We start from the raw sequence: 25,391 nt of genomic DNA, 5'->3' as shown, positions 1-25,391 counted from the left end.
GGTCCGCGCGGGCTTTCCTGCGGTCGCCTTCTAGTCGGAGAGGATGGCGTCGAGGCTTTCCATCGCGTCGGCATATTCGCTCAGCATGTCGTAGACCACCTGGCGCACCGAGGTCGGCCCGGTCATCTGGCCGACGACCTGCCCGGCCGAATAGGTCATCCAGTCCTTGCGATGGGCGCGCTCGGCCCTGCGGAAGGGACCGCCGGACAGGATCGACTGGTAGGGGACCTTGAGCGGGGCCGGCGCCTCCGGCGCGGCCCAGGCCTCGGTGAACTTGCTGCGCAGGACCCGGCAGGGCTTGCCGGTATAGCCGCGGGTGATGACCGCGTCGGTGCTGCCGGAGCCGTAGAGCACGTCGCGCAGATCCGGGTTCAGCTCGCTTTCGGTGGTGCCGAGCCAGATCGAGCCGCACCACACGCCCTGCGCGCCGAGCGCGAGCGCCGCCGCCATCTGGCGGCCGCGGCCGATGCCTCCGGCCGCCAGCACCGGCACCGGGGCGACCGCGTCCACCACCTCGGGCCACAGCACCATCGACCCGACGGTGCCGGTGTGGCCGCCGGCCTCGCTGCCCTGGGCGATGATCACGTCGATGCCGGCCGCGACCTGCTTGCGCGCCTGCTCGGCCGTGCCGACCAGCGCGCCGACCGGCAGGCCGGCCTGATGGACGCGCTCGATGATGCCGGCGGGCGGGATGCCGAGGGCGGAGACCACGAACTTGATGTCGTAGCGCAGCGCGACGTCCAGCAGCTCCTCGCTTTCCTTTGGCGTGAAGGCGAGGCTCTCCGAATAGTTCCTGTAGCAGCTCTCGAACTCGCCCGGGGGGAGCTCCGGCACGCCGTCGCGGGTCATCAGGCCGTTGATGTAGGCGACATGCTCGGGCGGCAGCAGCTTCACAGGGTCCTTTTCCGGACCCAGATCGACCGCCGTCGGCGAGAAGACGAGGTCGACGCCGAACGGCATCCCGTCGATATGCTGCTCAATCCAGCGCAGCTCCTGGTCGAGATGCTCGGGCGTGGTCCACGCCGCGCCCAGCACGCCGAAGCCGCCGGCCTTCGAGGCCGCGACCACCACGTCGCGGCAGTGGCTGAAGGCGAAGATCGGTGCCTCTATCCCGAACATTTCCGTCAGGCTCGTCTTCATGCTCCTATCCCTTCCAGCGCTCGGGCGTTGCCATTCACATACTTATTCGTGTAAAAATATGCGTATAAGTATGAAAAAGTCCATCGCTGTTTTTCGCCTTGTCCGTGCGCGCGGATAAGGCGACGATGCGTCTCGGGCAGAACGGGGAAATCCGATGAAGAGCTATAACGGTCTGGTCTATCCCGCCATGGCGGACGCCATGGGGCACATGAACGTCCAGCACTATGTCGCGGCTTTCGACCAGGCGATGTGGCAGGCCGTTGCCGCGCTGGGCTACGACACCGGCTGGCAGCGGTCCCGGGGGCAGGGGTGGGCGGACGTGCTGCACGAGACGCATTTCATGCAGGAGCTGGAGGTCGGCGCGCTGTTCGAGGTGCATACGGACGTCGAGGCGGTCGGCACGTCTTCCCTGACCCTGCGCCACACGATGAAGAACCGGCAGGGCGACACGGTGGCGACCATGAAGATGAAGACCGTCTATTTCGACCTGAACGCCCGCAAGTCCATCCCGCTGCCGGATGATCTGAGGAACAGCGCGCAGGCGCATCTCCTTTCCGGCGGTGAGCCGGCCTGAGCGGCCGGGGAAAGCCGGCACCATACCGGAAATTCTCGTGCGGTCGGCGAGCGAGCATTAGGTCCCGGGAGGCTGGCGTGGTATGCGGCGTCGAAACAGAGACCCGATCATGACGCCGACCGACGACCCGACCGCCCTGCCGGACACCATTCACCCCGCCCTCGCTTCCGCCCTCGGCGCGAAGGGCTACGACCGGCTGACGCCGGTGCAGAGCGAGATGGCGAGCGGCGGCCATGGCGAGGCCGACCTTCTGGTTTCGGCGCAGACGGGATCGGGCAAGACGGTGGCCTTCGGCATCGCGATCGCGTCGACACTGCTCGGCGACGCGGGGCAGTTCGGGCCGGCCGGGCGGCCGCTCGGCCTCGTCATCGCGCCGACGCGCGAGCTGGCGATCCAGGTGCAGCGCGAGCTCGACTGGCTCTACGCGGGAACGCGCATCCAGACCGCGACCTGCGTCGGCGGCATGGACATGCGCACGGAGCGCCGCGTGCTGGAGCGCGGCGCGCACCTCGTCGTCGGCACGCCGGGACGGCTGCGCGACCACATCACCAAGGGCGCGCTGGACCTCGGCGCGTTGCGCGCCGTGGTGCTCGACGAGGCCGACGAGATGCTGGACCTCGGCTTCCGCGACGACCTCGAATTCATCCTCGGCGCGGCGCCGGAAGGGCGGCGCACGCTGCTGTTCTCGGCGACGGTGCCGCGCGGCATCGCCGAGCTGGCCAAGACCTTCCAGAAGGACGCGGTGCGCATCGCGGCGAGCGCCGCCAGCGAACAGCACGCCGACATCGAATACCAGATGGTGCTGGTGCGGCGCGACGAGCGCGAGCATGCCGTCATCAACACGCTGCTCGATTCCGACAGCGCCGGCGCGCTGGTGTTCTGCCACACGCGCGAGGCGGTGCGGCACCTCACCGCGCGGCTGGCCAATCGCGGCTTCTCGGTCGTCTCGCTGTCGGGCGAGATGGCGCAGTCCGAGCGCTCCAGCGCCCTGCAATCGATGCGCGACGGGCGCGCCCGCGTCTGCGTCGCCACCGACGTTGCGGCGCGCGGCATCGACCTGCCGAACCTCGACCTCGTCATCCATGCCGACGTGCCGAGCAACCCGGCGACGCTGCTTCACCGCTCCGGCCGGACGGGCCGCGCGGGACGCAAGGGCGTGTGCGTGCTCATCGTTCCCGAGACCAGGCGCGGCGCGGCCCAGCGCGTGCTGGCGCTGGCGAGGCTGACGGCCACCGTGCGCGCCGCGCCCGGCATCGGCGAGATCGAGGCGCGCTACCGCAGGCAGATCCTCGACACCGCGCTCGCCGCCGCCGAACCCGACACGGCCGAAGCGGCCTTCGTGGTCGAACTGCTGGCGAAGGCGAGCCCGGAGCGCATCGCCGCCGCCTTCCTGCGCCAGCAGCTCTCGGCCCGGCCGGTGCCGGAGGACCTTTCCCCGCTGCCGGTCGCCGAGATGCAGGCGCGGAAGCCGCGGCGCGACAGGGGAAGCGAGGACGAGCACAGCGGGCCGCTTCCCGCGCGCGAGCCGCGCAAGCCGGACATGGAGGGCGGCGTCTGGTTCACGCTGTCGCTCGGCCGCAAGCAGCGGGCCGACCCGAAATGGCTGCTGCCGATGATCTGCAAGGCCGGCGGCGTGTCGAAGCGCGACGTCGGCTCGATCCGGATCGACGACACCGAAACCCGCTTCGAGATCTCCGCCGACAAGGCGGCGGGCTTCGCGGCGCAGATTGAACGGCCGGGCAGCCTCGAGCGGGGGATCGTCATCGCGCCGGCCGGGGAGGGGCGCGCAAGCCCGCGGCCGGCGAAGCCGAAATTCGGCAAGGGCGGAAAGCCGCCGAAGAAGCCGGCGCATCGCGGCAAGGCCGCGCCCGCCGACCGCGACCCCGCCCGCAAGCACAAGGGCAAGGCGAAGCGGCCGAAAGGCTAGAGCATTTTGCAGCCGGACTGAATCGTCTGACGTCGCATAGAGGCGGCCAAAGGTAAGAAGCTGGAGCAGCAGCGGAAACCGCGTTCGTCAGAACGCCCGCTGCTCCAGCCCCGCCGGCCGGGCGCCTCAGGTGCTGCGCTGTGAAAGGCTGGCGGCGGCGGCGGAGACCAGCGTGGCGTAGTTCTCCTCGACGAATTGCGGCGTCGTGACGAGGGTCGAGGTGGAGATCGTCAGGGCTGCGGTTGCGCGGCCGAACCCGTTGAGGATCGCCGCCGCGACCGAGATGTCGCCGAGATAGGTCTCCTGATGCGCGATGGCGTAGCCCGTCTCGCGCACCGCGTCCAGCCGCCGGCGGATCGCGTCGGGGTCGGTCTGGGTGAAGGCGGTATAGGCCTTCAGCGTCGAGCGGGAGAGAATGTCCTCCACCTCCTCGTCGGTCATGCGGGCCATCATCACGAGGCCCGATGCGGTCGCGAACATCGGCAGCCGCGCGCCGACCATGATCTCGGGATTGATCAGGTGCCGGCTGTGCAGCCGGTGGATGTAGACGATGTCCGTGTCGTCCTGGACCATCAGGTTGACGGCCGCCTCCGTGGTCTTGCTCAGGTGCAGCATCATCGGCATCGCGCGTTCGATGGTCTCGTGGCCCTGCAGGTAGCGGAACCCGAGCGTCATCATCTTCAGCGTCAGCTCGTAGAGCCGCGTCGCCTTGTCCTTCCTCAGCAGCCCTAGCCGCTCCAGCGTGAAGGCGAAGCGCTGCGCCGTGCTCAGATCTGTCTGCGCGCGCTCGGCGAGCTGCGACAGCGACAGCTGGCGATGGCCGGCGTCGAACGTCGCCAAGAGGCCGAGCGCCTTCTCGACCGAGCGCACGAAGAGCGGCGATTCCCGCTGCTGCGGGGCTTCCGTCGCAGGATCCTTCTGCTTTCGCGCCAATGTTCGTCCCCCTTCGTTCAAGGTCGCTTGACTCAGAATCAATATGGTGAAATCCTATTACAATAATTACTATTGCAATAAAATAGCCAAGGGGCAAATGGAAATGGGAAAGCTGATTTCTAACGTGATGGCATCGGTGATTGTCGTGGCTTCCGCATCCGCGGCCTGTGCGCAAGAGGTGCCGGAGAAGCTGATCATCGGCAGCTCCTTCAGCCAGACCCCGTGGGGGTTCTTCGACGACAACCAGCAGCCCACCGGCATCGACGTCTCGATGTGCGGCGCGCTGGCGAAGGAGATGGGAGCAACGGATGTCGAGTACGTGAATCTCGACTTCAAGGGCCTCATCCCGGCCCTGCAGGCGGATCGCTTCAACATGGTCTGCGCCGGTGTCTACATCACCGAGGAGCGCGAGAAGGTGGTGACGATGGTGCCTTATGTCCGCAGCAGCCAGGCGATTCTGGCGAAGGCGGATTCCGGCATCGCCGGGCTCGACGATCTGTGCGGAAAGAGCGTCAGCGTGTTGCAGGGCTCGGCCCAGCTCAAGGTCGTCGCCGAGCAGAGCGAGAAGTGCGTCGCCGAGAGCAAGCCGCAGGTGAACATCCAGTCGTTCGACACGCAGCCGATCGCGGTGCGGGCGCTGGAGAACGGCAATGTCGAGGCCTTCGTCGCCTCCGACCAGCTCGTCTCCTACTACCTGCTGAAGAATCCGAGCCTTGAAAAGGCCGCCGCCAACATCAATCCGGTCACGCTGGGCATCGTCGTCAAGAAGGACGACGAGGCGCTGGCGAAGGCCGTTCGCGACGGGCTCGTGCGCATGAAGGAGAACGGCACCTACGACGCCGTGCTCAAGGAGTGGGGCATCGAAACCGCCGCCGTCGACTCCTTCGACCGCTAGTCCGGCCGAAATGCCGATCCTTGCCTGAAACCCGTGTGCAGTGCGCGCCGCGCACTGCCATTTCATCGAGAGCATAGCATGCAGACCGAACTCGCAGGTATCATCAGCGCGCTTTTCACACCCATGAATGCCGACGGGACGGAGATCGATGAGGCGAAGTTCGCCGCGCTCGTCCGGTCCCAGGTCGCGCTCGGCATCCATGGCATCGTCGTCGCCGGCACGACGGGCGAGCACTCCACGCTGACCGCGGCGGAGCGCAAGCGCCTCTGCGAGGTGGCGGTGGCCGAGGCGAAGGGCAAGATACCCGTCATCGCCCAGATCGGGGCGCCGGGGTCGCGCGAGGCGTTCGACCTCGCGCGGCACGCCGTGGCGGCCGGCGCCGACCGCCTGATGGCGGTCGCGCCCTATTACGACCGGCTGCGCTGGGCCGATCTGCAACGCTTCCTCGGGCAGTGCGCCGAGATCGCCGGCGGGCCGGTCGTCTACTACCACACGCCGCGCGTGACCGGGCTCGACCTGACGGAGGACGAGCTCGTCAGCCTGACCCGGTCGGGCTACATCTCGCACATCAAGGACAGCGCCGCGAACTACACCGCCACCATGCGGCTGATGCTCAATCCGGATGCGCCGAAGATCATTGCCGGGTCCGATCCGGCGATGATGGCGACGATCGCCAGCGGTGCGCCCGGCTCCATCTTGGGGGCTTCGACTTTCATCCCCGAGATCTGCATCGAGCTCTACGATGCCATCGCCGTCAGGAAGAACCTCGTCGAGGCGCAGGATGTGTGGAAGCGGCTGTGGCCGGTCCTCAACTTCCTGCTTCTCAACGGCTACGTCGCCATGACCAAGGCCGGCGCCGAGCTGCGCGGCATGCCCGTCGGCGCGCCGCGCGAGCCGCTGCTGCCCGCGGACGAGCGGGCGCGCGCCGCCCTGAAGCAGGTGCTCGATGCCGCCGGCATCGGCGCCCTGCCGCCCACCCCCTGAGGGGAGAACAGATGCAGGTCTGGGACTGGTCCGTCTTCTTCAACACGCTGATTAACCCCGGCATATTGCAGGGCGTCTGGACGACGATCTGGCTGACGATGGTCACGCTCGTCCTGGCGATCATCGTCGGCACCATCGTCGCCCTGATCGGCAGGATCGAACGCCTGCCCGCCCAGTGGTTCTATCAGGGCTATGTCGCGTTCTTCCGGGCGACGCCGCTGCTGGTGCAGCTGGTGTTCCTCTACAGCGCGCTGCCGCAGATGGACATTCGCCTGACGGTGATCCAGGCCGCCATCATCGGCCTTACCCTGTCGGAAAGCCCGTATGTCGCGGAAATCGTCCGCTCGGCGATCTCCGCCGTGCCGCCCTCGCAATGGGAGGCGTCGCGCGCCATCGGCATGCGGCCCTTCACCATCATGCGGACGATCGTCTTTCCCCAGGCGCTGCGGATCGCGATCCCGCCGCTGGGCAACGAGTTCGTCCGGCAGCTGAAGAACACGTCGCTGGTGTCGGTGATCTCGATGACAGAGCTTTTCCGCGCGACCGACAACGTCATCCAGAACAATTTCCGGGTGCTCGAGGCGCTGACGGTCGCCACCATCTACTACCTGCTGCTGACCGCGCTCTGGACCTTCCTCCAGCGCGCCTTCGAGAAGCGGAACTCGCGCTGGTTCGCGGAAACGGCGCCCGTCTCGACCAAGCGCGCCGCCGGGGCGCCGGCATGAGCGCCCCGCAGGGTGCCGCGCCCTTCATCCGGGTCGTCAACGCGGTGAAGCGCTTCGGCGACTTCGTCGCGCTCGGCGGCGTGTCGCTGGAGGTCGAAAAGGGGCAGGCCGTCGCCCTCATCGGGCCGAGCGGCTCCGGCAAGAGCACGCTGCTGCGCTGCATCAACGCGCTGGAGCAGATCAACGAGGGCACGATCGTCGTCGACGGCGAGGAGATCGGGGCGCGGGTCGATGCCGCCGGCGCGCGCCGGCCGCTCTCGGTGCGGCATCAGGCGCGGCAGCGCGAGGCGATCGGCATGGTGTTCCAGAGCTTCAACCTGTTCCCGCACATGACGGCGCTGGAGAACGTCGCCTCCGGGCCGCGCCTCGTGCGCGGCGTGGCGCGACAGGCGGCCGAGAAGAGCGCGCTCGCGCTGCTCGACCGCGTCGGCCTCGCCGACAAGGCGCAGTCCTATCCGCGGCAATTGTCCGGCGGGCAGCAGCAGCGCGTTGCCATCGCCCGCGCGCTGGCGATGGAGCCGCGGCTCATGCTGTTCGACGAGCCGACCTCGGCCCTCGATCCGGAGACCGTGCAGGAAGTGCTCAACGTCATCCGCGAGGTGCGCAACTCGGGCATGACGATGCTGATCGCCACCCATGAGATGGAATTCGCGCGGCATGCCTCCGACCGGACCATCTTCATGGAGCGCGGGCTGATCGTCGAGCAGGGGCCGTCGGCCGAGGTGCTGGTTTCGCCGAAGACCGAGCGCTGCCGGCGCTTCCTGTCCGGCCTCACCGGCGCCGAGGCGTGAGACCCATGAAGACGCTCGGCTTCATCGGGACGGGTACGATAACCGGCGCCTTCATCGAGGGGCTGGTCGCCAGCGGCCGGCGCAACCCCGTCCTCGTCTCGCCGCGGTCGGCGCAAAGAGCCGAAGCGCTGGCGGCGCGGTTCGAAACCGTGAGCCGCGCGGCGTCCAACGCCGAGGTCGCGCGGGACAGCGACATCGTCTTCCTGGCGATGCGCCCCGCTCAGGTGGAGGAGGCGCTGACGGGGATCGACTTCCGGCCGGGCCAGATCGTCTGCTCCTTCGTGACGGGGCTGACAGTGCCGGAAATCAGCGCGTATGCGCCGGGCGCCGTCGTCTGCCGCGTCCTGCCGCTGCCGGCGGTCGCCATGTGCAAGGGGCCGATCATCCACTATCCGCGCGTCGATGCCGTCGCCGATCTGCTCCACGGCATGGGGCAGGTGATCGTGCCGCAAACGGAGCGCGAACTCGTCGCCATGGGCGGCGTCAGCGGCTTCATGTCGACGTTCTTCGCGCTTCAGGCCGGGCTCGTGACCTGGCTGGAGGGGCGCGGGGTCGCGGGCGAGGCGGCGGAAACCTATGTGCGGGCGATCTTCTCCGGCCTTGCCGAGACCGCGCTCCGCTCGCCGGAGCCGCTGCCCGACCTCGTGCGTGAGCACGAGACGAAAGGCGGCCTCAACGAGCGCACCCGCAAGCACCTCGTGTCGAGAGGCTGGGTCGAGGAGACCTTCGCCGCCCTCGATTCGGTCCAGCAGTTTTCGCGGACCGATCTGGACTAGGATCGCAGATCCGGCCCGGGCGCGCGTGAGTTGCGCACGCCTCAGGCGGACTTGGGAAGCGACAGCGTGGCGCCGCCCTTGCGGATCGCGGCCATGAGCGCGCCTTCAGGCTCCCGGTCGGTCACCAGAGTCATGGCGTCGTGCCACGGGGTCAGCAGCACCAGCGCGCGTTTGTCGAACTTGCCGTGGTCAGCGAGGATGAACGAGCGCTCGGCGCTGCGCAGCATCGCCGCATAGACCTCGCCCGCGCCGAGCATCGCCTCGCTGACGCCCTCGCCCGAAACGCCCGACGCGCCCATCAGCACCACCGGCGCGCGGTAGCGTTCCAGCGCGCGGATGGTCTCGGGGCCGCAGACGATGCGCTCCTGCGCCTCGAGGGTGCCGGGCAGCAGGACGATCTCGATCAGCGGGTTCGACGACAGCTCCAGCGCGATCGCCCAGGCCGGGGTGATGACGGTCAGCCGGCGGTCGATGCCGCGCAGGGCGCGGGCGAATTGCAGCAGGGTGGCGCCGCCGCCGAGAAGCAGGGCCTCCTCGTCGGCGATCTCCTCCAGCGCGCGCCGGGCGATGGCGCGGCGTTCCGGGACCTTCAGCAGCAGCCGGTCGTTCAGCAGCGGCTCGAAGCGGTTCGAGGAGGCCGCCACCGCGCCGCCATAGGTGCGGCTGAGGCGGCCCGCCTGGTCGAGCTCGGCGAGGTCGCGGCGGATGGTCTCGGTCGAGACGGCAAGGGATTCGGCAAGCTGGTTGACCCGCAGCGCCGGATTGCCTTCGAGCGCGGCGAGGATGCTGTCCTGCCGTAGCTCCTTGCGGGATTTGGTCGGTTTCACGAAGCGAGCCTTTTATTTTCAAGGGCCTGAAAGACGGCGGCGGGCGGGGCGCTCCAGCATCGCAGCGGGCGTGTGAAACTTCAACATCTGTTTTGCCCGTCTACCAACATTTTCCTGTTGCCGAACACGAATTTTCGTGACAGTCTTCGGTCAAATAGAGGTGCGCTCGTGTTCAATTACGGATATTTCAGCTTCGATTCGAAGGCCGAGATGCTCGAGAAATCGATCGAGTACTGGAACCCCGGCAAGACGAAATTCTGGCTCGACGCCGGGATCGACATGGTCATCGACCGGCGTGAGGGCTACTTCCTCTACGACATGTCCGGCCGCCGGCTGATCGACCTGCATCTCAATGGCGGGACATACAATTTCGGCCACAGGAACCCCGAGCTGGTGGCGACGCTGAAGTCGGCGCTGGACTATTTCGACATGGGCAACCACTGGTTTCCCTCGGTGGCGCGCGCCGCCTTCGCCGAGAAGCTGGTGAAGACCGCGGACGGGATGAAGTACGCGATCTTTGGCGCCGGCGGGGCCGAGGCTGTGGAGATCGCACTCAAGACTGCCCGATATACAACAAAGCGCCGGAAGATCGTTTCGATCATCAAGGGCTATCACGGCCATTCCGGCCTGTCGGTCGCCACCGGCGACGAGCGCTTCTCGACGATCTTCCTCGCCGACCGGCCCGAGGAATTCATCCAGGTGCCGTTCAATGACATCGACGCGCTGGACCGCGCGCTTCGCGGCCGCGACGTGGCGGGCTTCATCATCGAGACCATCCCGGCGACCTACGGCTTCCCGCTGCCGGACGAGGGCTACCTGAAGGCCTGCCAGGATTTGTGCCGCCGTTACGGCACGCTCTATATCGCCGACGAGGTCCAGACCGGGCTGATGCGCTGCGGCACGATGTGGGGCTGGCAGTCCTACGGGCTGGAGCCGGACATGTTCGTCACTGGCAAGGGGCTCGGCGGCGGCATCTACCCGATCTCGGCCTGCGTGGTGACCGAGAAATGCGGCGGCTGGCTGCACGAGGACGGCGCGGCGCATATCTCGACCTCGGGCGGCTCGGAGCTGGGCTGCATCGTCGGCCATCAGGTGATCGACATCCTCCAGCGCCCCGAAGTCATCGCGAACGTGCAGTCCGTCGCGGAGTTCTTCCGCCGCAGCCTCGCCGACATGATGGCGGTGCATTCCGACATCTTCGTCGGCATCCGCCAGCGCGGCGTGATCCTCGGGCTGGAGTTCAACCATCCCGAAGGCGCGGTGGCGGTCTCGCGCGCTCTTTACGAGCACGGGGTCTGGGCGATCTTCTCCTCGCTCGACAAGCGCGTCCTGCAATTCAAGCCGGGCGTGCTGCTCGACGCGGCGACCTGCCAGGAGATCATCGACCGGATGGAAGCGGCCATGCCGCGGGCGCGGGCGCTGCTGGGCGGCCTGAAGCGCGCGGCCTGAGGGGGGAGTCATGCCGATGCACGCTCACGACGACGCCCCCCGCCTCGCGATGCCGGACCGGGCCGAATCCATCGCCCGGATGAAGCTCGACCGCGCCACCTGGGCGGGGCGGGCCTTCGCGAGATACGACCGCGCGGCGGTGATGAGGATCGCCCGCGCCGTGGCCGAGGCCGCGCATCAGGCGGCCGGGCGCTATGCCGAGGCCGCGGTGGCCGAGACCGGCATGGGCGTGGTCGAGCACAAGAAGCTCAAGAACGAGCTGTCCGCCCATCCGCTGGTGGATTTCTACGAGAACCAGGATCTGGTGAACCCGAAGGTCGATCCCGCCCGCAAGATGGTCGAGATCCCGAAGCCCGCCGGCGTGATCCTCGCGCTGACGCCGGCGACCAATCCGGTCTCGACGCTCTATTACAAGACGATCCTCGCGCTTCTGTCGCGCAACGCCATCATCTTCAGCCCGCATCCGCTGGCCAAAGCCTGCTGCAACGACGCGGCGGCGACGCTCGAGGCGGCGGCGGTGGCAGCGGGCGCGCCGGCCGGGCTGATCCAGTGCATCGAGGAGCCTTCGGTGCCGCTGGTGCAGGCGCTGATGGCGTCTCCGACGGTGCAGGTGATCCTCGCCACCGGCGGCGGGCCGATGGTGCGCGCGGCCTATTCCTCGGGCAATCCGGCGATCGGCGTCGGGCCGGGCAACGCGCCGGTCTATATCGACCCCGACACCGACCAGAACGCGGCGGCGAAGCGGCTGATCGATTCGAAAAGCTTCGACAATTCCGTGCTTTGCACCAATGAGAGCGTGCTGATCTCGCAGGATCGCGGCCGCAGCCAGCTCGAGCGGGCGCTGCGCGCCAACGGCGCCCACATCTGCAATCCCGACGAGGTCGCGAAGCTCAGGGCCTGGCTCTTCCCCGAAGGGCACCTCAACACGGGCGCGGTCGGGAAATCGGCGGTCTGGATCGCGGCGCAGTCCGGCTTCCGGGTCGCGCCCTCGATCCGCGTCCTGATCGCGCCGGTCGATACGGTCGGGCTCGACGAGCCGCTGACGAAGGAGAAGCTGTCTCCGGTCCTCGCCTGGGCCATGGCGGGCTCGTTCGAGCGCGCGACCGGGATCGCCCAGATGATCCTGCGGATGACCGGTGCCGGCCATTCGGCGGCCCTGCATTGCGACGATCCGCAAAAGGCGATGGAATTCGCCGCCGCGCTTTCGGTCTACCGGGTGGTCGTCAACGCGCCGTGCTCGCAAGGCGCGGCCGGCTTCGCCACCCATCTGGCGCCCTCCTTCATGATCGGCACCGGCTATTTCGGCCGCTCGTCGGTGGGCGAGAACATCGGCCCGCAGCATCTGGTGCACTGGACGCGGCTGGCCTGGAATTCCGACGCCTCGGTGCCGATGGGCGACTTCAGCGCGGTGCGCGCGCCGTTCGAGGGACCGGATTCGTCCTCGCGCCCCGCCGCCGCGCCGCGCCCGGTGACGCTCGCGCCCGCCGCGTCGGCGCAGGATACGGGCGGGGTGGATCGCGACATGCTGCGCCAGCTCATCCTTCAGGAACTTCGTGAACTGACCAGGGGCCAGTCGTGACCGATCTCCGCGCCTTCATCTTCATCGACCAGCTCCAGCCGCAGACGCTCGCCTATACCTCGACCTGGATGCGCGGCACGCTGCCGCGCGCCCGGATGGCGGCGCAGATCATCGAGATCGCGCCGGGTCTCGACGTCGAGGCCCTGACCGACACGGTCCTGAAAAGCGCCGAGGTGCGGGCCGGCTTCCTCGTGGTCGAGCGCCAGTTCGGCACGTTGCAGTTCCATGCCTACTCCACCGCCGAGGTCCAGGCCGGCGCGGAGGCCGCGCTTTCGGCCATGGGCAAGACGCGCGCGGACGCCGAGAAGCCGAAGATCATGGCCTCGAAGATCGTCACCCGGGTCGACGACCAGCACGCCTTCCTGATGAACCGCAACAAGACCGGCTCGATGGTGCTGGGCGGCGAGAGCATCTACCTGCTCGAATGCCAGCCCGCCGCCTACGCCATTCTCGCCTGCAACGAGGCCGAGAAGGAGGCTGACATCAAGGTCATCGACATGCGGATGATCGGGGCGAACGGGCGGCTCTATCTCGCCGGGACCGAGGCCGACGTGCGCAACGCCCGCGACGCGGCCGAGCGCGCCCTGCGCGAGGCGGGGGCGACGGGATGAGCGATCTGCGCGCCCTGATCCGCGAGCTGCTCTCGGAAGAGATCGCCGCGCTGCGCGCCGAGGTCCTCGGCGGGTCAGTGGCGGAGCGGGTTTGCGTCGGCACGGAAAGGGAGCTGACCGATTTCGCGCTGACCGTAGCGCGGCGCGCGCGGGAGCCGGGCTTTCTCGCCGCGCTGGAGGCGGGGCGCGTCCGCTATGTGCCGGTGGCCGTCCCGGTCGCGGCCGCGCCCGGCGCGACCCCGGCTGCGGGAAGGCGCGCGACTCCTTCGCCGTCCGCGCCGCAGCCGGCCACTCTGGTCACCACCGTGCCGGCCCCGGTGCCGGAGTTGCGCAAGGGGCTCGTCACCGAACGCGACATCGCCGCTCTCGGCGAGGGCGAGATCCGGCTCAGGGTCGCGAAGAACGCGCGGCTGACGCCTCTCGCCAGCGACGAGGCCCGGCGCCGCGGCATCAGGATCGAAAGGACACTGGCATGATAAGGGCACGCGTCAGCGGCAGGCTCTGGTCCACCCGCCATATCGGCACGCTTCCCACCGGGGCGCTGCTGGAGGTCGAGACCGAGACCGGCGCGAAACTGATCGCCTTCGACCCGCTCGGCTGCGCCGATGGCGAGGCGGTCCTCGTCACGCAGGGCTCCGTCGCCGCCTCATGGTTCACCGACCGTTCGGCGCCGATCGACGCGCTGATCATCGGTTCCATCGACGAAGAACCCGCTGCCAGGCCGGCAGCGAAACGCAAGTAAGGGAGTTCATCAAATGGCTAATCTTGCAATCGGAATGATCGAAACCAAGGGCTACGTGCCCGCGCTCTCGGCGGCGGACGCCATGGTCAAGGCCGCCAATGTCGAGATCGTCGCCCGCAACGAAGTCGGCGGCGGCCTCGTCTCGGTGGTGGTGCGCGGCGATGTCGGCGCGGTGAAGGCCGCGACCGAGGCTGGCGCCGAAGCCGCGGCCCAGGTCGGCGAAGTCACCGCCGTCCACGTGATCCCGCGCCCGCACGCCGATCTCGCGAAGCATTTCGAGGCGCTGAAGGGCTGATCCGGCCCGGCCCGACGCAAAGGACAAGGACTGAGGTATGACAGAGCTTCGCGTCTATCTTCCCATCGAGGACCTTCAGCCCCAGTTCGCGGCCTATCTTTCCTCGCCCACGCGGGCGAGGGGGTATCCGCCCTTCGCCGGCCAGCACTCGCTGATCATCGAGGTGGCGCCGGCGCTGGCGATCCACCGGATCACCGATCTCGCGCTCAAATCCGCGCCGGCGATGGAGCCGGGGATTCTCTATACCGAGCGGCAGTTCGGCCTTCTCGAGCTGCATTCCGACCGGATGGAGGACCTGAACTCGGCCGGCGCGGCGATCCTGAAGGGGATCGGCGCGAAGCCGCAGGACCAGCTCAGGCCCCAGATCCTCTACCACGACATCATCGAGGACCTGTCGGACCAGCACGCCATCATCCTCAACCGCTCGCGCGACGCGTCCATCCTGGTGCCGGGCGTCGCGCTGCTGATCTACGAGATGGCGCCGGCGCTCTTCGCCTGCGTCGCGGCGAACGAGGCAGAGAAGGCCGCCCCCAACGCCGTCATCAACGACGTGCAGATGATGGGCGCGACGGGCAGGCTCTTCATCTCGGGCACCCTCGAGGACATGAAAATCGCGCGGGACACCATCACCGCGAAGCTGGAGGCCATCCAAGCCTGATCTACATGCAGTACGGGCCGTCGCTGCCGGTCTTCCGCGAGATCGGCGGCGAGTCGATCAACGGCGTGATCTATTCGACGGTGATCGGCGGCCTGCCCGACGAGTTCGCGGCGAACTACCGCGAGGCCTACAAGGCCAAGTTCGGCGCGACCGCCTCGTGGCTGACCGGGTCGCAGACCTACGACGCGCTGTGGATGTACTCGATCGCGGCGGCGGTCGCCGGCGGTCCGGGCGAGCCCTTCGACGGCGAGCAGGCCCGCAAGATCGCCGCGATCCTCAAGCGGATGGTCTATCGCGGCGCCAGCGGCTCCTTCCGCTTCGATCAGGAAGGGCTGGTCGCGCTCAGCTATCCGACGCAGGTCAAGGACCCCTCGCTCGGCCTGCCGCACCAGTTCCTGCAGCATCAGGACTACAGGACCGAGCCGCGGATGATCGGCCCGGCGCTCTACGCGACGGACGAGTTCCTGCTGCCGCCCTGGCTCTCGTGATCTGGCGATCCGGGACAGGCACGGGCGCCCGCAAGCGCCCGTGCCGCGCCAGAATGGGAAGCAAGCGATGACAGAGAGCAAACCTCTGCTGATCTGCGAAGACGTCACCCGGCGTTTCGGCTCGCTGGTCGCCGTGGACAGGATGTCGATGAGCGTGGAGAAGGGCGAGATCCTCGGGATCGGCGGCCCGAACGGCGCCGGCAAGACCACGTTCTTCGACGTGATCACCGGCATCACCCCCGCCTCGGGCGGGCGGATCGTCTTCGACGGCCACGACGTGACGCGGATGAGCGCCGACCGGCTCTGCCAGATCGGCATGGCGCGGACGTTCCAGCTCAACGCCGCCTTCGACCACATGACCGTGCTCGAGAATGTCGAGATCGCCGCCTATTACGGCCGCGCGCCGCGCCTGTTCCCGGGCCTGCGAATGGGAAGCGAGACGCGCAAGGCCGCCACCGACGCGCTGGATCTCGTCGGGCTATCGGGCAAGGCGGGCAAGCTGGTGGCGGAGCTCCCCGTTCTCGACCGCAAGCTGCTGATGATTGCCGGCGCGATGGCGACGCAGCCGAAGATCCTGTTCCTCGACGAGCCGGTCGGCGGCCTCAACTCCGACGAGATCGACTTCGTGATCGACCTCGTGCGGCGGCTGATGGCGGGCGGGCTGACCGTCGTCCTGATCGAGCATGTGATGCGCTTCCTGCTCGCGCTGTCGAGCCGCGTGCTGATCATGCATCACGGCAGCCTGCTTTTCGAAGGTCCGCCCGCGCAGGTGGCCGAGAACGACCGCGTGGTCGAGGTCTATCTCGGGCAGGGCACCCGCGAACGGCTCAAGAAGCATTTCGCCGTCAGCGTGGAGGCAACGCCATGAGCGCGGCCCCGGTTCTGCAACTCAGCGACGTGCGCTCGGGCTATGAAGGCATCGAGGTGCTGCGCGGCATCTCCCTCTCGATCGCGGCCGGGGAGCTCGTCACCGTGGTCGGGCCGAACGGCCATGGCAAGTCGACGCTGCTGCGGACGATCTCCGGCCTCGTGCCGCTGCGCTCGGGCGAGATCCGGCTCGACGGCGTGCCGCTCGACCGGCATGTCCATCACACGGCGGCGCGCGGCATCGCCCATGTGCCGCAGGGCGACCTGCTGTTTCCCGGCATGACCGTGCACGAGAACCTGCTGATGGGCGCGTTCCTCTGCACCGACCGGGCCGAGCGCAACCGCCGCCTCGACGAGGTCCACAGCCTGCTGCCGAAGCTGGCCGAGCGGCGCAACCAGTTCGTCTCGACCCTTTCGGGCGGCGAGCGGCGGATGGTCGGAGTCGGGCGCGGGCTGATGATGGGCGCGCGGATCATGATGATCGACGAGCCCTCGCTCGGCCTCGCGCCGCTGGTGATCGAACAGATCTACGAAGTGATCGCGGCGCTCGGCAAATCGGGGCGCACGATCCTCCTGATCGAGGAAAACCCGGCCCGGGTCGCGGATATCGCCGACCGGCTGTTCCTGCTCGACAACGGCGCGTTCATCTGGTCGGGGCCGCCCGCGGAACTGCTCGCCAGCGACGAGCTCATCTCGGCTTATCTCGGGGGGTAGGCGATGAACACCTTCTATTCCGTCCTCGTCTCGGGCCTGACGGTCGGCGCGCTCTACGCCATCGCGAGCATCGGCCTGTCGCTGGTCTGGGGCGCGCTCGGCGTGCTGAACATGGCCCATGGCGCGCTGCTGACGCTCGGCGGCTACGTCGCCTACGGCGTCATCACCTCGGCCGGCCTGCCGATGCCGGTCGGCATCCTCGCCTCGGTTCTCGTCGGCGCCCTGGCGGGTGGGCTGATCTATGTGCTCATCGTGCGCAACGTGCTGCGCCAGTCCGGCGCGGATTTCGAGGCCAATGTGATGATCGCCACCGTCGGCGTCGCCATCGCGCTGGAGAACGGCATCCTCCTGTGGTTCGGCGGCAAGCCGCTGAAGCAGCCGGTGACGGTGACGGGCTCGTTCTCGATCGGCGGCATGCACGTGCCCTGGCAGAACTTCATCATCATGGTCGCGGCCGTGATCGCCATGGCGCTGATCGCCTCGGTGCTGAACTACACCCGCATGGGCCGCGCGATCCGCGCCACCGCACAGAACCGCGACGCCGCCCGGCTGCTCGGGGTCGCGGTGAGCCGGGTCTATCTCTACGTGCTGATGCTTTCGGGCGCGGTGGCCGGAATTTGCGGCCTGCTGCTTTCGGCCCTCGTCCAGCTTTCGCCCTCGCTCGGCAATGACCCGATGCTCAAGGCCTTCATCATGTGCGTGGTCGCCGGCCTCGGCACGCTGCCGGGCGCGGTGCTGGTCTCGTTCGCGCTCGCGCTGCTCGAGGCCTGGGTCCAGTACGCGTTCGGCGCCCGCTGGGGCTTCCCGATGCTGCTCTGCGCGGTGGTCCTGGTGCTGATCTGGCGGCCGGGCGGATTGCTGGGCCGCGTCCAGCCGAGGCGGATGTGATGCGCGCCGCCCCGCCTTTCCAGCAGTGCTCGCCCGCTCTCCTCGCTGCCGAACGGAAGGAGCTTCACAGATGACATCCATGGCTCCCCCTTCGGGCAGGGCGGACCTGATCATCGCGCTGGCGCTGGTCGCGGCCGCCACGACGCTGCCCTTCGTGGTCGAAAGCCGCTACGTGCTGGGTCAGGTGGTGCTTGCCCTGTTCTATGCCTGCATCGCCTCGCAATGGAACCTCGTCTTCGGTTTCGCCGGCATCTTCTCGCTGGCGCCGCTCGCGATCTTCGCGGTCGGCGGCTACGCCACGGCGATGTTGTGCTTCTTCCTCGGCTGGTCGGTCTGGGCGGCGCTGCTGCCGGCGGCGTTCGTCGCGGCGCTGTTCTCGATCGTGATCGGGCTGGCCTGCCTGCGGCTCACCGGCGTCTATGTCGCGCTGCTGACGCTCGCGGTCACGCAGGTGATGTACCTGCTGATCGTCACCGACACCGACTGCTTCGTGATGGTCGGCACCGTCTGCCGCCAGCTGACCGGCGGGCCGAGCGGCTTCTCGCGCTTCGGCGATCTCGGCATGCGCGAATTGCTGCGCGGAAGCTGGATGATCGGCAATTACGCGGTGGTCTGCACCTTGTTCGCCCTCATCATGGCCATGACCTGGGTGATCCTGAAAAGTCCGATGGGCCATGCCTTCCGCGCCATCCGCGACAATCCCGGCTATGCAGTGGCGCGCGGCATCAACCGCTTCCGCGTCCAGATGCTGGTCTTCGGCATCTCGGCCTTCTTCATGGGCCTCGCCGGCGGCGTCTATGCCGCGCATTTCCAGGTGATCGGCCCGACCATCCTGCAACTGCCGCAGCTGATGTTCATCATCGCCATCGTGGTGATCGGCGGGGTGGGCACCTTCTGGGGGCCGCTGGTCGGCACGTTCGTCCTCGTCGGCGCCGACGAGCTGATGCGCGAGGCGGGCGAGTTCCGCACGCTGGGCCTCGGTGTCATCATCGCCGCCGCCATCGTGCTGATGCCCAACGGGCTGGTCGGCAGGTTCCGCCAGCTCAGGCGCTATCTCGGCGCCGGCCGCAAGACCCCGCACTCCGAAGCAAACGGATCCTGAGCACCGGACATATGACGATGAGCTACCTGACCGAAATCTCCCGCCTCGCGACCCTCAGCCTCGCCGACCTGCGCGCCGCCTATCGCGAGGGCAGGACCGATCCCGTCGCGGTGACGCGCGCCATGCTCGATCAGGCCGAGCGGGTCAACGGCACGATCAACGCGCTCTACGGCATCCGCCGCGACGAGGCGCTGACCGAGGCCGAGGCCGCCCGCGCGCGCTGGAAGGCCGGCAAGCCGCTCTCGGATGTCGACGGCGTGCCGGTCTCGATCAAGGACAGCGTTCCGGCGGTCGGCATGCGCTGGCATCACGGCTCGGCGCTGCATGGCGACGGCATCCTGGGCAAGGCCGACGGCATCCCGACCCGCAAGCTGAAGGCGGCCGGGGCGATCATCCTCGGCAAGGGCACGATGCCCGATTTCGGGCTGAGCGGCTCGGGCGTCTCCGGCTCGCACGGGATCGTGCGCAATCCGTGGGGCACCGCCTGGAACACCGGGGGTTCGAGCGCCGGCGGCGGCGCCTCCATCGCGGCGGGGATCGGCATGATGTCGGTCGGCTCGGACATCGCCGGATCAGTGCGGCTTCCCGCCTCGCATTGCGGGCTGGCGGCGCTGAAGCCCACGCAAGGGGTGATCCCCCACGCGCCAGCCTCGACCGTGCGCTCGGCCGGCCCGATCACGCGCCGCGCCGCTGATCTCATCGAGTGGGCCCGGCTGCTGAGCGGGCCGGACGAGGACGACCGGTATTCGCTGCTGCTTCTCGGCCAGCCCCAGCCGGCAGGCTGGACGAATGGGATAACCGTAGGCACCTGCGCCGATTTCGGCTTCGGCCCCGCGGTCGAGCCCGAGGTCATCGCCTGCTTCGACGCGGCCGTGGAGGCCATGGGCCGCATCGCCGGGCGTGTAGAGCCGGTCAGCGCCGATTACGGCTTCGACGCCTATCTGCCGATCGACGATTCCCTCAAGCTGCGCGGCTGGTACGAATATGCCGCCGCCGATGCGGTGCACCGGGCGCGGGCGCCGAAGGAGCTGGTCGACTGGTTCGCCGAGGCCGAGGCGTGGACCCCGGCCCGCATCCGCGAGTTCGAGAGCGGCATCGAGCGCGGCGTCGCCGGCACGGTGGCGCTGATGCGGGGCGTCGATTTCCTGCTCACCCCGGTCATGCCTCTGGTGAACTGGCCGGCCGACCGGCGTGGCCCGGTCTTCGGCATGCCGCTGCGCCACACGACCTTCACCGCGCCCTTCAACCAATCGGGCCATCCGGCGGTGTCGCTCTGCGGCGGCTTCGACGGCCGCGGCCTGCCGATCGGCATCCAGATCGTCGGTCACCGGCTCGACGACCTGCGGCTGATGGAGCTCGCGGCCGCGCTGGAGACCGAGCTCGACGTGATGAACCGCTCGGGCCGGTCGTGGCCGGTCGAGCCGGTCGTCGCCCACTGAAGAACCAACACGGGAAGGGAGGATCGACCGAAATGTCCGACAGGGAAACCGAGGCCCGCGCGATCGCCGGGAAAGCACTGGGTGCCGCCCCCGAAGACTTCGCCAGCCCCTTCACGGTGCTGGCCTCGCCGGCCTGGCGCGGGATCGAGAGCGATATCCGCCGCGCCTCGGCGGGCGACAGGGCCGTGATCGTGAAGCACTATCTTCCCGATACCGCTTTCTATGCCGATCCGGCCCGCGCCATCGAAGCCGCGCATCATGCCGCGGCTGTCGGCGCGGGGCCGAAGGTGCTCGGCGACGACGCGGCGAGGGGCCTCGTGGTGTTCGAGGCGCTCGGCGACGGCTGGCGCTGCGGCGGGTTGCAGGACGTGGTGGTGCCCGAATTGCGCCGCGCCGTCATCGCGGCCAAGAAAGCCTTTCAGAACGGACCGAAGCTCAACCGCGACGCCTCGATCTTCGCCGAGATCCGCGAGCTGGCGGCGCTGGCCGCGCAGAAGGGCGCGCGGGGCCACCGCCATCTCGACACGTTCCTTGCGGTGATCGGCGAGGCGGGCGCGAAGATCGAAGCCGCCGGCTTCGACCTGAAGCCCTGCCATCGCGACGGCAACAGCGCCAATCTGATGATCGGGCCGGACAACCGCGTTCTGCTGGTCGATTTCGACCTTTCCGCCAATGCCGATCCCTATGAGGAGCTCGGCTGCTGGCTGATCGAATTCTTCGACTGCGAGCCCGAGGCGCGCGCGGGGTTCGAGGAGTGGGAAGGGCGGTTCGACGAGGGGCTGTTCCAGCGGGCGATGCTGTACGGCATGGCCGACGATCTGCGCTGGGGACTGATCGGCTCGATCCTGGCGGCGACCTCGCCGCGCCGCTCGCTGGAATTCGCCAAATACGCGTCCTGGCGCTTCATGCGCCTCGAAACCATGGCGCTCGGCGCGCAGGCCGCAGACCGCCTGCGCCGCGCCGTCTGAGGGAGGTCGAGAGATGAGTGCAGCAACACAGGAACAGGTCGCCCGCGCCATCGACTCCGTGCCGGGGTGGAGCCGCGACAGCGTCCGCGCCCGCCCGCTGATCGGCGGATTGCTGAATTCCAACTGGCTGGCCGAGCATGAGGGCGAGACCTACTTCATGAAGGTCTACGGCGTCGGGTCGGAGAATTTCGTCAACCGCGACCTGTCGATCGAGGCCGCGCGCGCGGCCCATGCCATGGGGATCGCCCCGGCGGTCATCCACTACGACGTCGCGGCGGGGGTCGAGGTGTGCCAATTCCTGCACGGCTACCGCGCGTCCACCAATGCCGATTTCGTCCGGCGCGACTTTCAGGAGCGGGTGATCGACCTCTACGCGACGTTCAACGCCGGCCCGAAACTCTCGGTGACCAAGGACGTGTTCGAGATGACGGACGAGCACATCGAGCAGGGGGCCGAGGTCGGCGCCATCCGGCCGGCCGATTTCGACTGGCTCTGCAAGGAATATGGCCGCGCGAAGGAAGCCTTCCACGCGTCGGGCCTCGATATCGTGCCCTGCCACAACGATCCGATGCCGGGAAATTTCCTCGTGCCCGACGGGCAGGAGGAGGTCTCCGACATGAAGCTCGTCGACTACGAGTTCGCCTCGAACAACGAGCGCGCCTACGAGATCGGCGTCTTCCTCGGCGAGATGTTCATCGACCCCGCCACCTCGCAGGAGCTGATCGAGCGCTATTACGGCGAGATGCGCCGCGACCTCCTCGCGCGGGTGACGGTGGCGCGGGCGGTGGCGGACATGAAATGGGGCTCCTGGGCGGTGCAGCAGCGCCAGCTCTCCGGCTGGGATTTCGACTACCAGAAATACGGCATCTGGAAATACGCCCGCGCGCGGATGCTGTTCAACCATCCCGACTGGAACGACTGGCTGTCCTGGATCTGAGGCGGCGATCCATGATTTCCGGGTCGAGGTGATGCCCAAAACTGGAGGATGTTTCGCCAGTTGCGCATGCGGATTTTCGTCTTGATTTCGGTTTCCGTTTAATCGTCTGTGGATTAGCGGATACGAAATTTCACGAAGACGAAACAAAACTGTTGTGTAACTGTCATGGAGCGTCAATACTTCCGACTGCGGAACCGGGTCGCGGCTGCGCAAAGGCGTCTGTCCAGGCGCAAAGCCGCGAGTCGGCCCTTTCGCCAACTAGATTCGGGAGCGTAACATGAAGACCCAGGGCTTCGCGGCCGGCATCGCCGCAACGTTTACCATTTTGTCGACTTCCGCCGCTTTCGCCGTTACCGAGATTTCCTGGTGGCATGCGATGACCGGCGCCAACAACGAAGTCGTCGAGACACTCTCCAAGGAATTCAACGAAAGCCAGAGCGACTACAAGGTCTCGCCCGTGTTCAAGGGCACCTATCCCGAGACGCTGAACGCCGGCATCGCCGCGTTCCGGGCGAACCAGGCGCCGCACATCATCCAGGTGTTCGACGTCGGAACCGGCGTGATGATGGCCGCGGAAGGCGCGGTGAAGCCGGTGGCCGAAGTGCTCTCGATGGGCGGCACCGAGTTCGACAAGAGCCAGTACCTGCCGGGCATCGTCGCCTACTATTCGAAGCCGGACGGCACCATGCTGTCCTTCCCCTACAATTCCTCGTCGCCGATCCTCTACTACAACAAGGACGCCTTCGAGAAAGCCGGCCTCGACGCCGGGAACCCGCCCAAGACCTGGCCCGAGGTTTTCGAGGCGGCGAAGAAGATCAAGCAGAGCGGCGCGGCCCCGTGCGGCCTCACCTCGACCTGGCTGACCTGGATCGGCCTCGAGAACTTCACGGCCTGGAACAACCTCCAGTACGGCACGCAGGAAAACGGCCTCGCCTCGACCGATGTCGAGCTGACGTTCAACACCGAGCCGTTCGTCCGCCACTTCCAGAACTTCGCCGACCTCGCCAAGGACGACACCTTCCGCTATGGCGGTCGCACGTCCGAAGCCAAGCAGCTCTTCCTGTCGGGCGAGTGCGCGATTATGACGGAATCGTCCGGCGGCCTCGGCGACGTGATCAAGTCGGGCCTCAACTACGGCCTCGGCCAGCTGCCCTACTATGACGACCTCGAGGGCGCGCCGCAGAACACCATCCCCGGCGGCGCCAGCCTCTGGGTCTTCGGCGGCAAATCCGACGACGAGTACAAGGCCGTCGCGGCCTTCTTCGAATTTCTGTCGCAGACGGATATCCAGCAGCGTCTGCATCAGGTCTCCGGCTACCTGCCGGTGACGCTCGCCGCCTACGAGGCGACCAAGTCCTCCGGGTTCTACGACGAGAATCCGGGCCGCGAGATCCCGATCCAGCAGATGATGGGCAAGGAGCCGACGGCCAACTCCAAGGGCGTGCGGCTCGTCAACCTGCCGCAGGTCCGCGACATCCAGAACGAGGAGTTCGAGAAGATGTTGGCCGGCGACCAGAGCGCGCAAGCCGCGCTCGACAACGCCGTGGAACGCGGCAACGCCGCCATCCAGCAGGCCATCGGCAACTAGAAGGCGGCTTCCGCCCGACGACCATCCGCGCCTTTTCGCGCGGATGGTCGCAGCCATGTCGAGGAGGCCACTTGTCGCCGCGCGTCGTCTTCCCCAACAAACTGCTGCCCTACCTGTTGCTGGCGCCCCAGCTCGCCATCACGCTCGTCTTCTTCTACTGGCCGGCAAGCCAGGCGCTCTACCAGTCGGTGCTGCGCGAGGATCCGTTCGGGCTCAACAGCGCCTTCGTCGGCCTCGCCAACTTCCGCCGGGTGCTGAGCCAGCCGAGCTATATCGACAGCGTCCAGACCACGGCGATCTTCTCCGTCGCCACCGCGCTGCTTGCGATGGTGGTGGCGCTGCTGCTCGCGGTGATGGTCGACAAGATCATCAAGGGGCGCGGCTTCTACCGCACGCTGATGATCTGGCCCTACGCGGTCGCCCCGGCGATCGCGGGCATGCTGTGGCTGTTCATGTTCAACCCGACGATGGGCACCTTCGCCTACATGCTGCGCTCGGCCGGCTATTCGTGGGACCCGCTGCTCAACGGCCCGCAGGCCATGACGCTGGTCATCGCCGCCGCCGCATGGAAGCAGATCAGCTACAACTTCCTGTTCTTCGTGGCGGGGCTTCAGGCGATCCCGAAGACGCTGATCGAAGCGGCGGCCATCGACGGCGCCGGGGAGACCAAGCGGTTCTGGACCATCGTCTTCCCGCTGCTCGCGCCGACGACCTTCTTCCTCGTCGTCGTCAACATCGTCTACGTCTTCTTCGACACGCTCGGCATCATCGACGCCGTGACCGGCGGCGGCCCGGCCAAGGCGACGGAGACGCTCGTCTACAAGGTCTTCCAGGACGGCAAGCTCGGCGGCGACCTCGGCGGCTCCAACGCGCAATCCGTGATCCTCATGATCATCGTGATCGCGCTGACCTCGATCCAGTTCCGCTACGTCGAACGCAAGGTGACGTACTGATGGTCGAGAATCGCCCCTTCGGAAACATCCTCGCGCATCTCATCCTCATCGCCGGCGTGCTGGTGATCGTCTTTCCCGTCTACATGGCTTTCGTCGCCTCGACCTGGGATCCGGCGACCATCGCCAACGGCAAGCTCGGTCTGTTGCCCGGACCCTACCTCGTCGAGAACTACAGCCGCATCCTGTTCGAGGGCACGGGTCGCACGACGCGCGCGCATGTCGACGTCATGCTGCTCAATTCCTTCGTCTCGGCCATGATAATCGCGACCGGCAAGATCGCGATCTCGCTGATCTCGTCCTACGCCATCGTCTATTTTCGTTTTCCCTTCCGCATGGTCGCCTTCTGGCTGATTTTCCTCACGCTGATGTTCCCGGTCGAGGTGCGCATCTACCCGACCTACAAGATCGTCGCCGATCTCGGCCTGCTCGACACCTACGCCGGCCTGTCCGTTCCGCTGATCGCATCGGCGACCGCGACGCTGCTTTTCCGCCAGTTCTTCATGACCGTGCCGGATGAATTGCTCGAAGCCGCCAAGATCGA

General features: G+C 67.6%; 27 protein-coding genes and 1 pseudogene. 25 read left to right on the top strand and 3 right to left on the bottom strand.

Annotated features, from left to right (window positions below; translation table 11 throughout):
* Positions 1–30: 30 nt before the first annotated feature.
* Positions 31–1,140 (bottom strand): nitronate monooxygenase, encoded by a 1,110-nt coding sequence (locus M9945_RS21440; RefSeq protein WP_367946166.1) that lies wholly within the window; start codon positions 1,138–1,140, stop codon positions 31–33.
* Positions 1,141–1,294: 154 nt separating this feature from the next.
* Between M9945_RS21440 and M9945_RS21435 the strand changes: the two genes are divergently transcribed.
* Positions 1,295–1,714 carry an acyl-CoA thioesterase gene (locus tag M9945_RS21435; protein WP_367928539.1) on the top strand — a complete coding sequence of 140 codons (420 nt, stop codon included), beginning with the start codon at positions 1,295–1,297 and terminating at the stop codon, positions 1,712–1,714.
* A gap of 109 nt (positions 1,715–1,823) precedes the next feature.
* On the top strand, positions 1,824–3,641 hold the full coding sequence (locus M9945_RS21430) for a DEAD/DEAH box helicase (protein ID WP_367928538.1): 1,818 nt from the start codon (positions 1,824–1,826) through the stop codon (positions 3,639–3,641).
* 126 nt (positions 3,642–3,767) lie between these two features.
* Here the strand turns inward: M9945_RS21430 and M9945_RS21425 are convergent, their stop codons facing one another.
* Positions 3,768–4,574 carry an IclR family transcriptional regulator gene (locus M9945_RS21425; RefSeq protein ID WP_367946165.1) on the bottom strand — a complete coding sequence of 269 codons (807 nt, stop codon included), beginning with the start codon at positions 4,572–4,574 and terminating at the stop codon, positions 3,768–3,770.
* Positions 4,575–4,719: 145 nt separating this feature from the next.
* On the opposite strand from M9945_RS21425, the gene M9945_RS21420 reads away from it, so the two are divergent.
* From M9945_RS21420 to M9945_RS21400, 5 genes are all read left to right on the top strand, one after another.
* The gene (locus M9945_RS21420; protein ID WP_367946164.1) at positions 4,720–5,469 is read left to right on the top strand and encodes an ABC transporter substrate-binding protein; all 750 of its coding nucleotides are present in this window, start codon (positions 4,720–4,722) and stop codon (positions 5,467–5,469) included.
* A gap of 78 nt (positions 5,470–5,547) precedes the next feature.
* The gene (locus M9945_RS21415) at positions 5,548–6,453 is read left to right on the top strand and encodes a dihydrodipicolinate synthase family protein (protein ID WP_367946163.1); all 906 of its coding nucleotides are present in this window, start codon (positions 5,548–5,550) and stop codon (positions 6,451–6,453) included.
* Between the two features lie 11 nt (positions 6,454–6,464).
* Positions 6,465–7,178: an amino acid ABC transporter permease gene (locus M9945_RS21410; protein ID WP_367946162.1), complete on the top strand. Its 714-nt coding sequence runs from the start codon at positions 6,465–6,467 to the stop codon at positions 7,176–7,178.
* Complete coding sequence (locus tag M9945_RS21405; protein WP_367946161.1) at positions 7,175–7,969, top strand: amino acid ABC transporter ATP-binding protein; 795 nt, start codon at positions 7,175–7,177, stop codon at positions 7,967–7,969. The genes M9945_RS21410 and M9945_RS21405 overlap by 4 nt, the downstream gene beginning before the upstream one ends.
* Before the next feature lie 5 nt (positions 7,970–7,974).
* The gene (locus tag M9945_RS21400) at positions 7,975–8,745 is read left to right on the top strand and encodes an NAD(P)-binding domain-containing protein (protein ID WP_367946160.1); all 771 of its coding nucleotides are present in this window, start codon (positions 7,975–7,977) and stop codon (positions 8,743–8,745) included.
* A gap of 41 nt (positions 8,746–8,786) precedes the next feature.
* Here M9945_RS21400 and M9945_RS21395 read toward each other — a convergent pair whose 3' ends face one another.
* A complete protein-coding gene (locus tag M9945_RS21395) occupies positions 8,787–9,572 on the bottom strand; it encodes a DeoR/GlpR family DNA-binding transcription regulator (RefSeq protein ID WP_367946159.1) in 786 nt (261 codons plus the stop codon).
* A gap of 168 nt (positions 9,573–9,740) precedes the next feature.
* Between M9945_RS21395 and M9945_RS21390 the strand changes: the two genes are divergently transcribed.
* The 18 genes and pseudogenes from M9945_RS21390 to M9945_RS21305 all read left to right on the top strand — a co-directional run.
* Entirely contained in the window at positions 9,741–11,021 is a 1,281-nt protein-coding gene (locus M9945_RS21390) for an aspartate aminotransferase family protein (RefSeq protein WP_367946158.1), read from the top strand.
* Positions 11,022–11,031: 10 nt separating this feature from the next.
* On the top strand, positions 11,032–12,600 hold the full coding sequence (locus M9945_RS21385; protein ID WP_367946157.1) for an aldehyde dehydrogenase family protein: 1,569 nt from the start codon (positions 11,032–11,034) through the stop codon (positions 12,598–12,600).
* On the top strand, positions 12,597–13,211 hold the full coding sequence (locus tag M9945_RS21380) for a BMC domain-containing protein (protein ID WP_367946156.1): 615 nt from the start codon (positions 12,597–12,599) through the stop codon (positions 13,209–13,211). The genes M9945_RS21385 and M9945_RS21380 overlap by 4 nt, the downstream gene beginning before the upstream one ends.
* Positions 13,208–13,687: a hypothetical protein gene (locus tag M9945_RS21375; RefSeq protein WP_367946155.1), complete on the top strand. Its 480-nt coding sequence runs from the start codon at positions 13,208–13,210 to the stop codon at positions 13,685–13,687. The genes M9945_RS21380 and M9945_RS21375 overlap by 4 nt, the downstream gene beginning before the upstream one ends.
* Positions 13,684–13,953, top strand: a complete 270-nt coding sequence (locus M9945_RS21370; protein WP_367946154.1) for a EutN/CcmL family microcompartment protein — start codon at positions 13,684–13,686, stop codon at positions 13,951–13,953. The genes M9945_RS21375 and M9945_RS21370 overlap by 4 nt, the downstream gene beginning before the upstream one ends.
* 13 nt (positions 13,954–13,966) lie before the next feature.
* The gene (locus M9945_RS21365; protein ID WP_354151595.1) at positions 13,967–14,248 is read left to right on the top strand and encodes a BMC domain-containing protein; all 282 of its coding nucleotides are present in this window, start codon (positions 13,967–13,969) and stop codon (positions 14,246–14,248) included.
* A 37-nt stretch (positions 14,249–14,285) separates the two neighbouring features.
* Positions 14,286–14,906 carry a microcompartment protein gene (locus M9945_RS21360; RefSeq protein WP_367946153.1) on the top strand — a complete coding sequence of 207 codons (621 nt, stop codon included), beginning with the start codon at positions 14,286–14,288 and terminating at the stop codon, positions 14,904–14,906.
* Between the two features lie 5 nt (positions 14,907–14,911).
* Positions 14,912–15,394, top strand: coding sequence for a hypothetical protein (locus tag M9945_RS21355; RefSeq protein ID WP_367946152.1), 483 nt, complete (start codon positions 14,912–14,914; stop codon positions 15,392–15,394).
* Between the two features lie 67 nt (positions 15,395–15,461).
* Positions 15,462–16,262 (top strand): ABC transporter ATP-binding protein, encoded by an 801-nt coding sequence (locus tag M9945_RS21350; protein WP_367946151.1) that lies wholly within the window; start codon positions 15,462–15,464, stop codon positions 16,260–16,262.
* Positions 16,259–16,975 carry an ABC transporter ATP-binding protein gene (locus M9945_RS21345; protein ID WP_367946150.1) on the top strand — a complete coding sequence of 239 codons (717 nt, stop codon included), beginning with the start codon at positions 16,259–16,261 and terminating at the stop codon, positions 16,973–16,975. The genes M9945_RS21350 and M9945_RS21345 overlap by 4 nt, the downstream gene beginning before the upstream one ends.
* Positions 16,976–16,978: 3 nt before the next feature.
* A complete protein-coding gene (locus M9945_RS21340) occupies positions 16,979–17,863 on the top strand; it encodes a branched-chain amino acid ABC transporter permease (protein ID WP_367946149.1) in 885 nt (294 codons plus the stop codon).
* A 70-nt stretch (positions 17,864–17,933) separates the two neighbouring features.
* Positions 17,934–18,965 (top strand): branched-chain amino acid ABC transporter permease, encoded by a 1,032-nt coding sequence (locus M9945_RS21335; protein ID WP_367946148.1) that lies wholly within the window; start codon positions 17,934–17,936, stop codon positions 18,963–18,965.
* 17 nt (positions 18,966–18,982) lie between these two features.
* Positions 18,983–20,404, top strand: a complete 1,422-nt coding sequence (locus tag M9945_RS21330) for an amidase family protein (protein ID WP_367946147.1) — start codon at positions 18,983–18,985, stop codon at positions 20,402–20,404.
* Positions 20,405–20,436: 32 nt separating this feature from the next.
* Complete coding sequence (locus tag M9945_RS21325) at positions 20,437–21,372, top strand: phosphotransferase family protein (protein ID WP_367946146.1); 936 nt, start codon at positions 20,437–20,439, stop codon at positions 21,370–21,372.
* 13 nt (positions 21,373–21,385) lie between these two features.
* A complete protein-coding gene (locus M9945_RS21320; RefSeq protein ID WP_367946145.1) occupies positions 21,386–22,309 on the top strand; it encodes a phosphotransferase in 924 nt (307 codons plus the stop codon).
* Positions 22,310–22,586: 277 nt separating this feature from the next.
* Positions 22,587–23,897, top strand: a complete 1,311-nt coding sequence (ugpB, locus tag M9945_RS21315; protein ID WP_367946144.1) for a sn-glycerol-3-phosphate ABC transporter substrate-binding protein UgpB — start codon at positions 22,587–22,589, stop codon at positions 23,895–23,897.
* A 71-nt stretch (positions 23,898–23,968) separates the two neighbouring features.
* Positions 23,969–24,850: a sn-glycerol-3-phosphate ABC transporter permease UgpA gene (gene ugpA / locus M9945_RS21310; RefSeq protein WP_367946143.1), complete on the top strand. Its 882-nt coding sequence runs from the start codon at positions 23,969–23,971 to the stop codon at positions 24,848–24,850.
* Positions 24,850–25,391 (top strand): annotated as a pseudogene (locus tag M9945_RS21305) (glycerol-3-phosphate transporter); the annotation flags it as partial. The gene ugpA and the pseudogene M9945_RS21305, both read left to right, overlap by 1 nt.

It is taken from the genome of Aquamicrobium sp. (assembly GCF_023954335.1).
Taxonomy (GTDB): Bacteria; Pseudomonadota; Alphaproteobacteria; order Rhizobiales; family Rhizobiaceae; genus Aerobium.
The sequence above is the reverse complement of the archived record's forward strand: the minus strand, read 5'-3'. Positions and strand labels throughout refer to the sequence as shown.

Excerpts from the sequence above, each read along its gene's own strand:
- M9945_RS21440 (WP_367946166.1), bottom strand. The coding sequence starts at position 1,140 with ATGAAGACGAGCCTGACGGAAATGTTCGGGATAGAGGCACCGATCTTC.
- M9945_RS21435 (WP_367928539.1), top strand. The coding sequence starts at position 1,295 with ATGAAGAGCTATAACGGTCTGGTCTATCCCGCCATGGCGGACGCCATG.
- M9945_RS21430 (WP_367928538.1), top strand. The coding sequence starts at position 1,824 with ATGACGCCGACCGACGACCCGACCGCCCTGCCGGACACCATTCACCCC.
- M9945_RS21415 (WP_367946163.1), top strand. The coding sequence starts at position 5,548 with ATGCAGACCGAACTCGCAGGTATCATCAGCGCGCTTTTCACACCCATG.
- M9945_RS21410 (WP_367946162.1), top strand. The coding sequence starts at position 6,465 with ATGCAGGTCTGGGACTGGTCCGTCTTCTTCAACACGCTGATTAACCCC.
- M9945_RS21405 (WP_367946161.1), top strand. The coding sequence starts at position 7,175 with ATGAGCGCCCCGCAGGGTGCCGCGCCCTTCATCCGGGTCGTCAACGCG.
- M9945_RS21400 (WP_367946160.1), top strand. The coding sequence starts at position 7,975 with ATGAAGACGCTCGGCTTCATCGGGACGGGTACGATAACCGGCGCCTTC.
- M9945_RS21385 (WP_367946157.1), top strand. The coding sequence starts at position 11,032 with ATGCCGATGCACGCTCACGACGACGCCCCCCGCCTCGCGATGCCGGAC.
- M9945_RS21375 (WP_367946155.1), top strand. The coding sequence starts at position 13,208 with ATGAGCGATCTGCGCGCCCTGATCCGCGAGCTGCTCTCGGAAGAGATC.
- M9945_RS21370 (WP_367946154.1), top strand. The coding sequence starts at position 13,684 with ATGATAAGGGCACGCGTCAGCGGCAGGCTCTGGTCCACCCGCCATATC.
- M9945_RS21365 (WP_354151595.1), top strand. The coding sequence starts at position 13,967 with ATGGCTAATCTTGCAATCGGAATGATCGAAACCAAGGGCTACGTGCCC.
- M9945_RS21360 (WP_367946153.1), top strand. The coding sequence starts at position 14,286 with ATGACAGAGCTTCGCGTCTATCTTCCCATCGAGGACCTTCAGCCCCAG.
- M9945_RS21355 (WP_367946152.1), top strand. The coding sequence starts at position 14,912 with ATGCAGTACGGGCCGTCGCTGCCGGTCTTCCGCGAGATCGGCGGCGAG.
- M9945_RS21350 (WP_367946151.1), top strand. The coding sequence starts at position 15,462 with ATGACAGAGAGCAAACCTCTGCTGATCTGCGAAGACGTCACCCGGCGT.
- M9945_RS21345 (WP_367946150.1), top strand. The coding sequence starts at position 16,259 with ATGAGCGCGGCCCCGGTTCTGCAACTCAGCGACGTGCGCTCGGGCTAT.
- M9945_RS21340 (WP_367946149.1), top strand. The coding sequence starts at position 16,979 with ATGAACACCTTCTATTCCGTCCTCGTCTCGGGCCTGACGGTCGGCGCG.
- M9945_RS21335 (WP_367946148.1), top strand. The coding sequence starts at position 17,934 with ATGACATCCATGGCTCCCCCTTCGGGCAGGGCGGACCTGATCATCGCG.
- M9945_RS21330 (WP_367946147.1), top strand. The coding sequence starts at position 18,983 with ATGAGCTACCTGACCGAAATCTCCCGCCTCGCGACCCTCAGCCTCGCC.
- M9945_RS21325 (WP_367946146.1), top strand. The coding sequence starts at position 20,437 with ATGTCCGACAGGGAAACCGAGGCCCGCGCGATCGCCGGGAAAGCACTG.
- M9945_RS21320 (WP_367946145.1), top strand. The coding sequence starts at position 21,386 with ATGAGTGCAGCAACACAGGAACAGGTCGCCCGCGCCATCGACTCCGTG.
- ugpB (WP_367946144.1), top strand. The coding sequence starts at position 22,587 with ATGAAGACCCAGGGCTTCGCGGCCGGCATCGCCGCAACGTTTACCATT.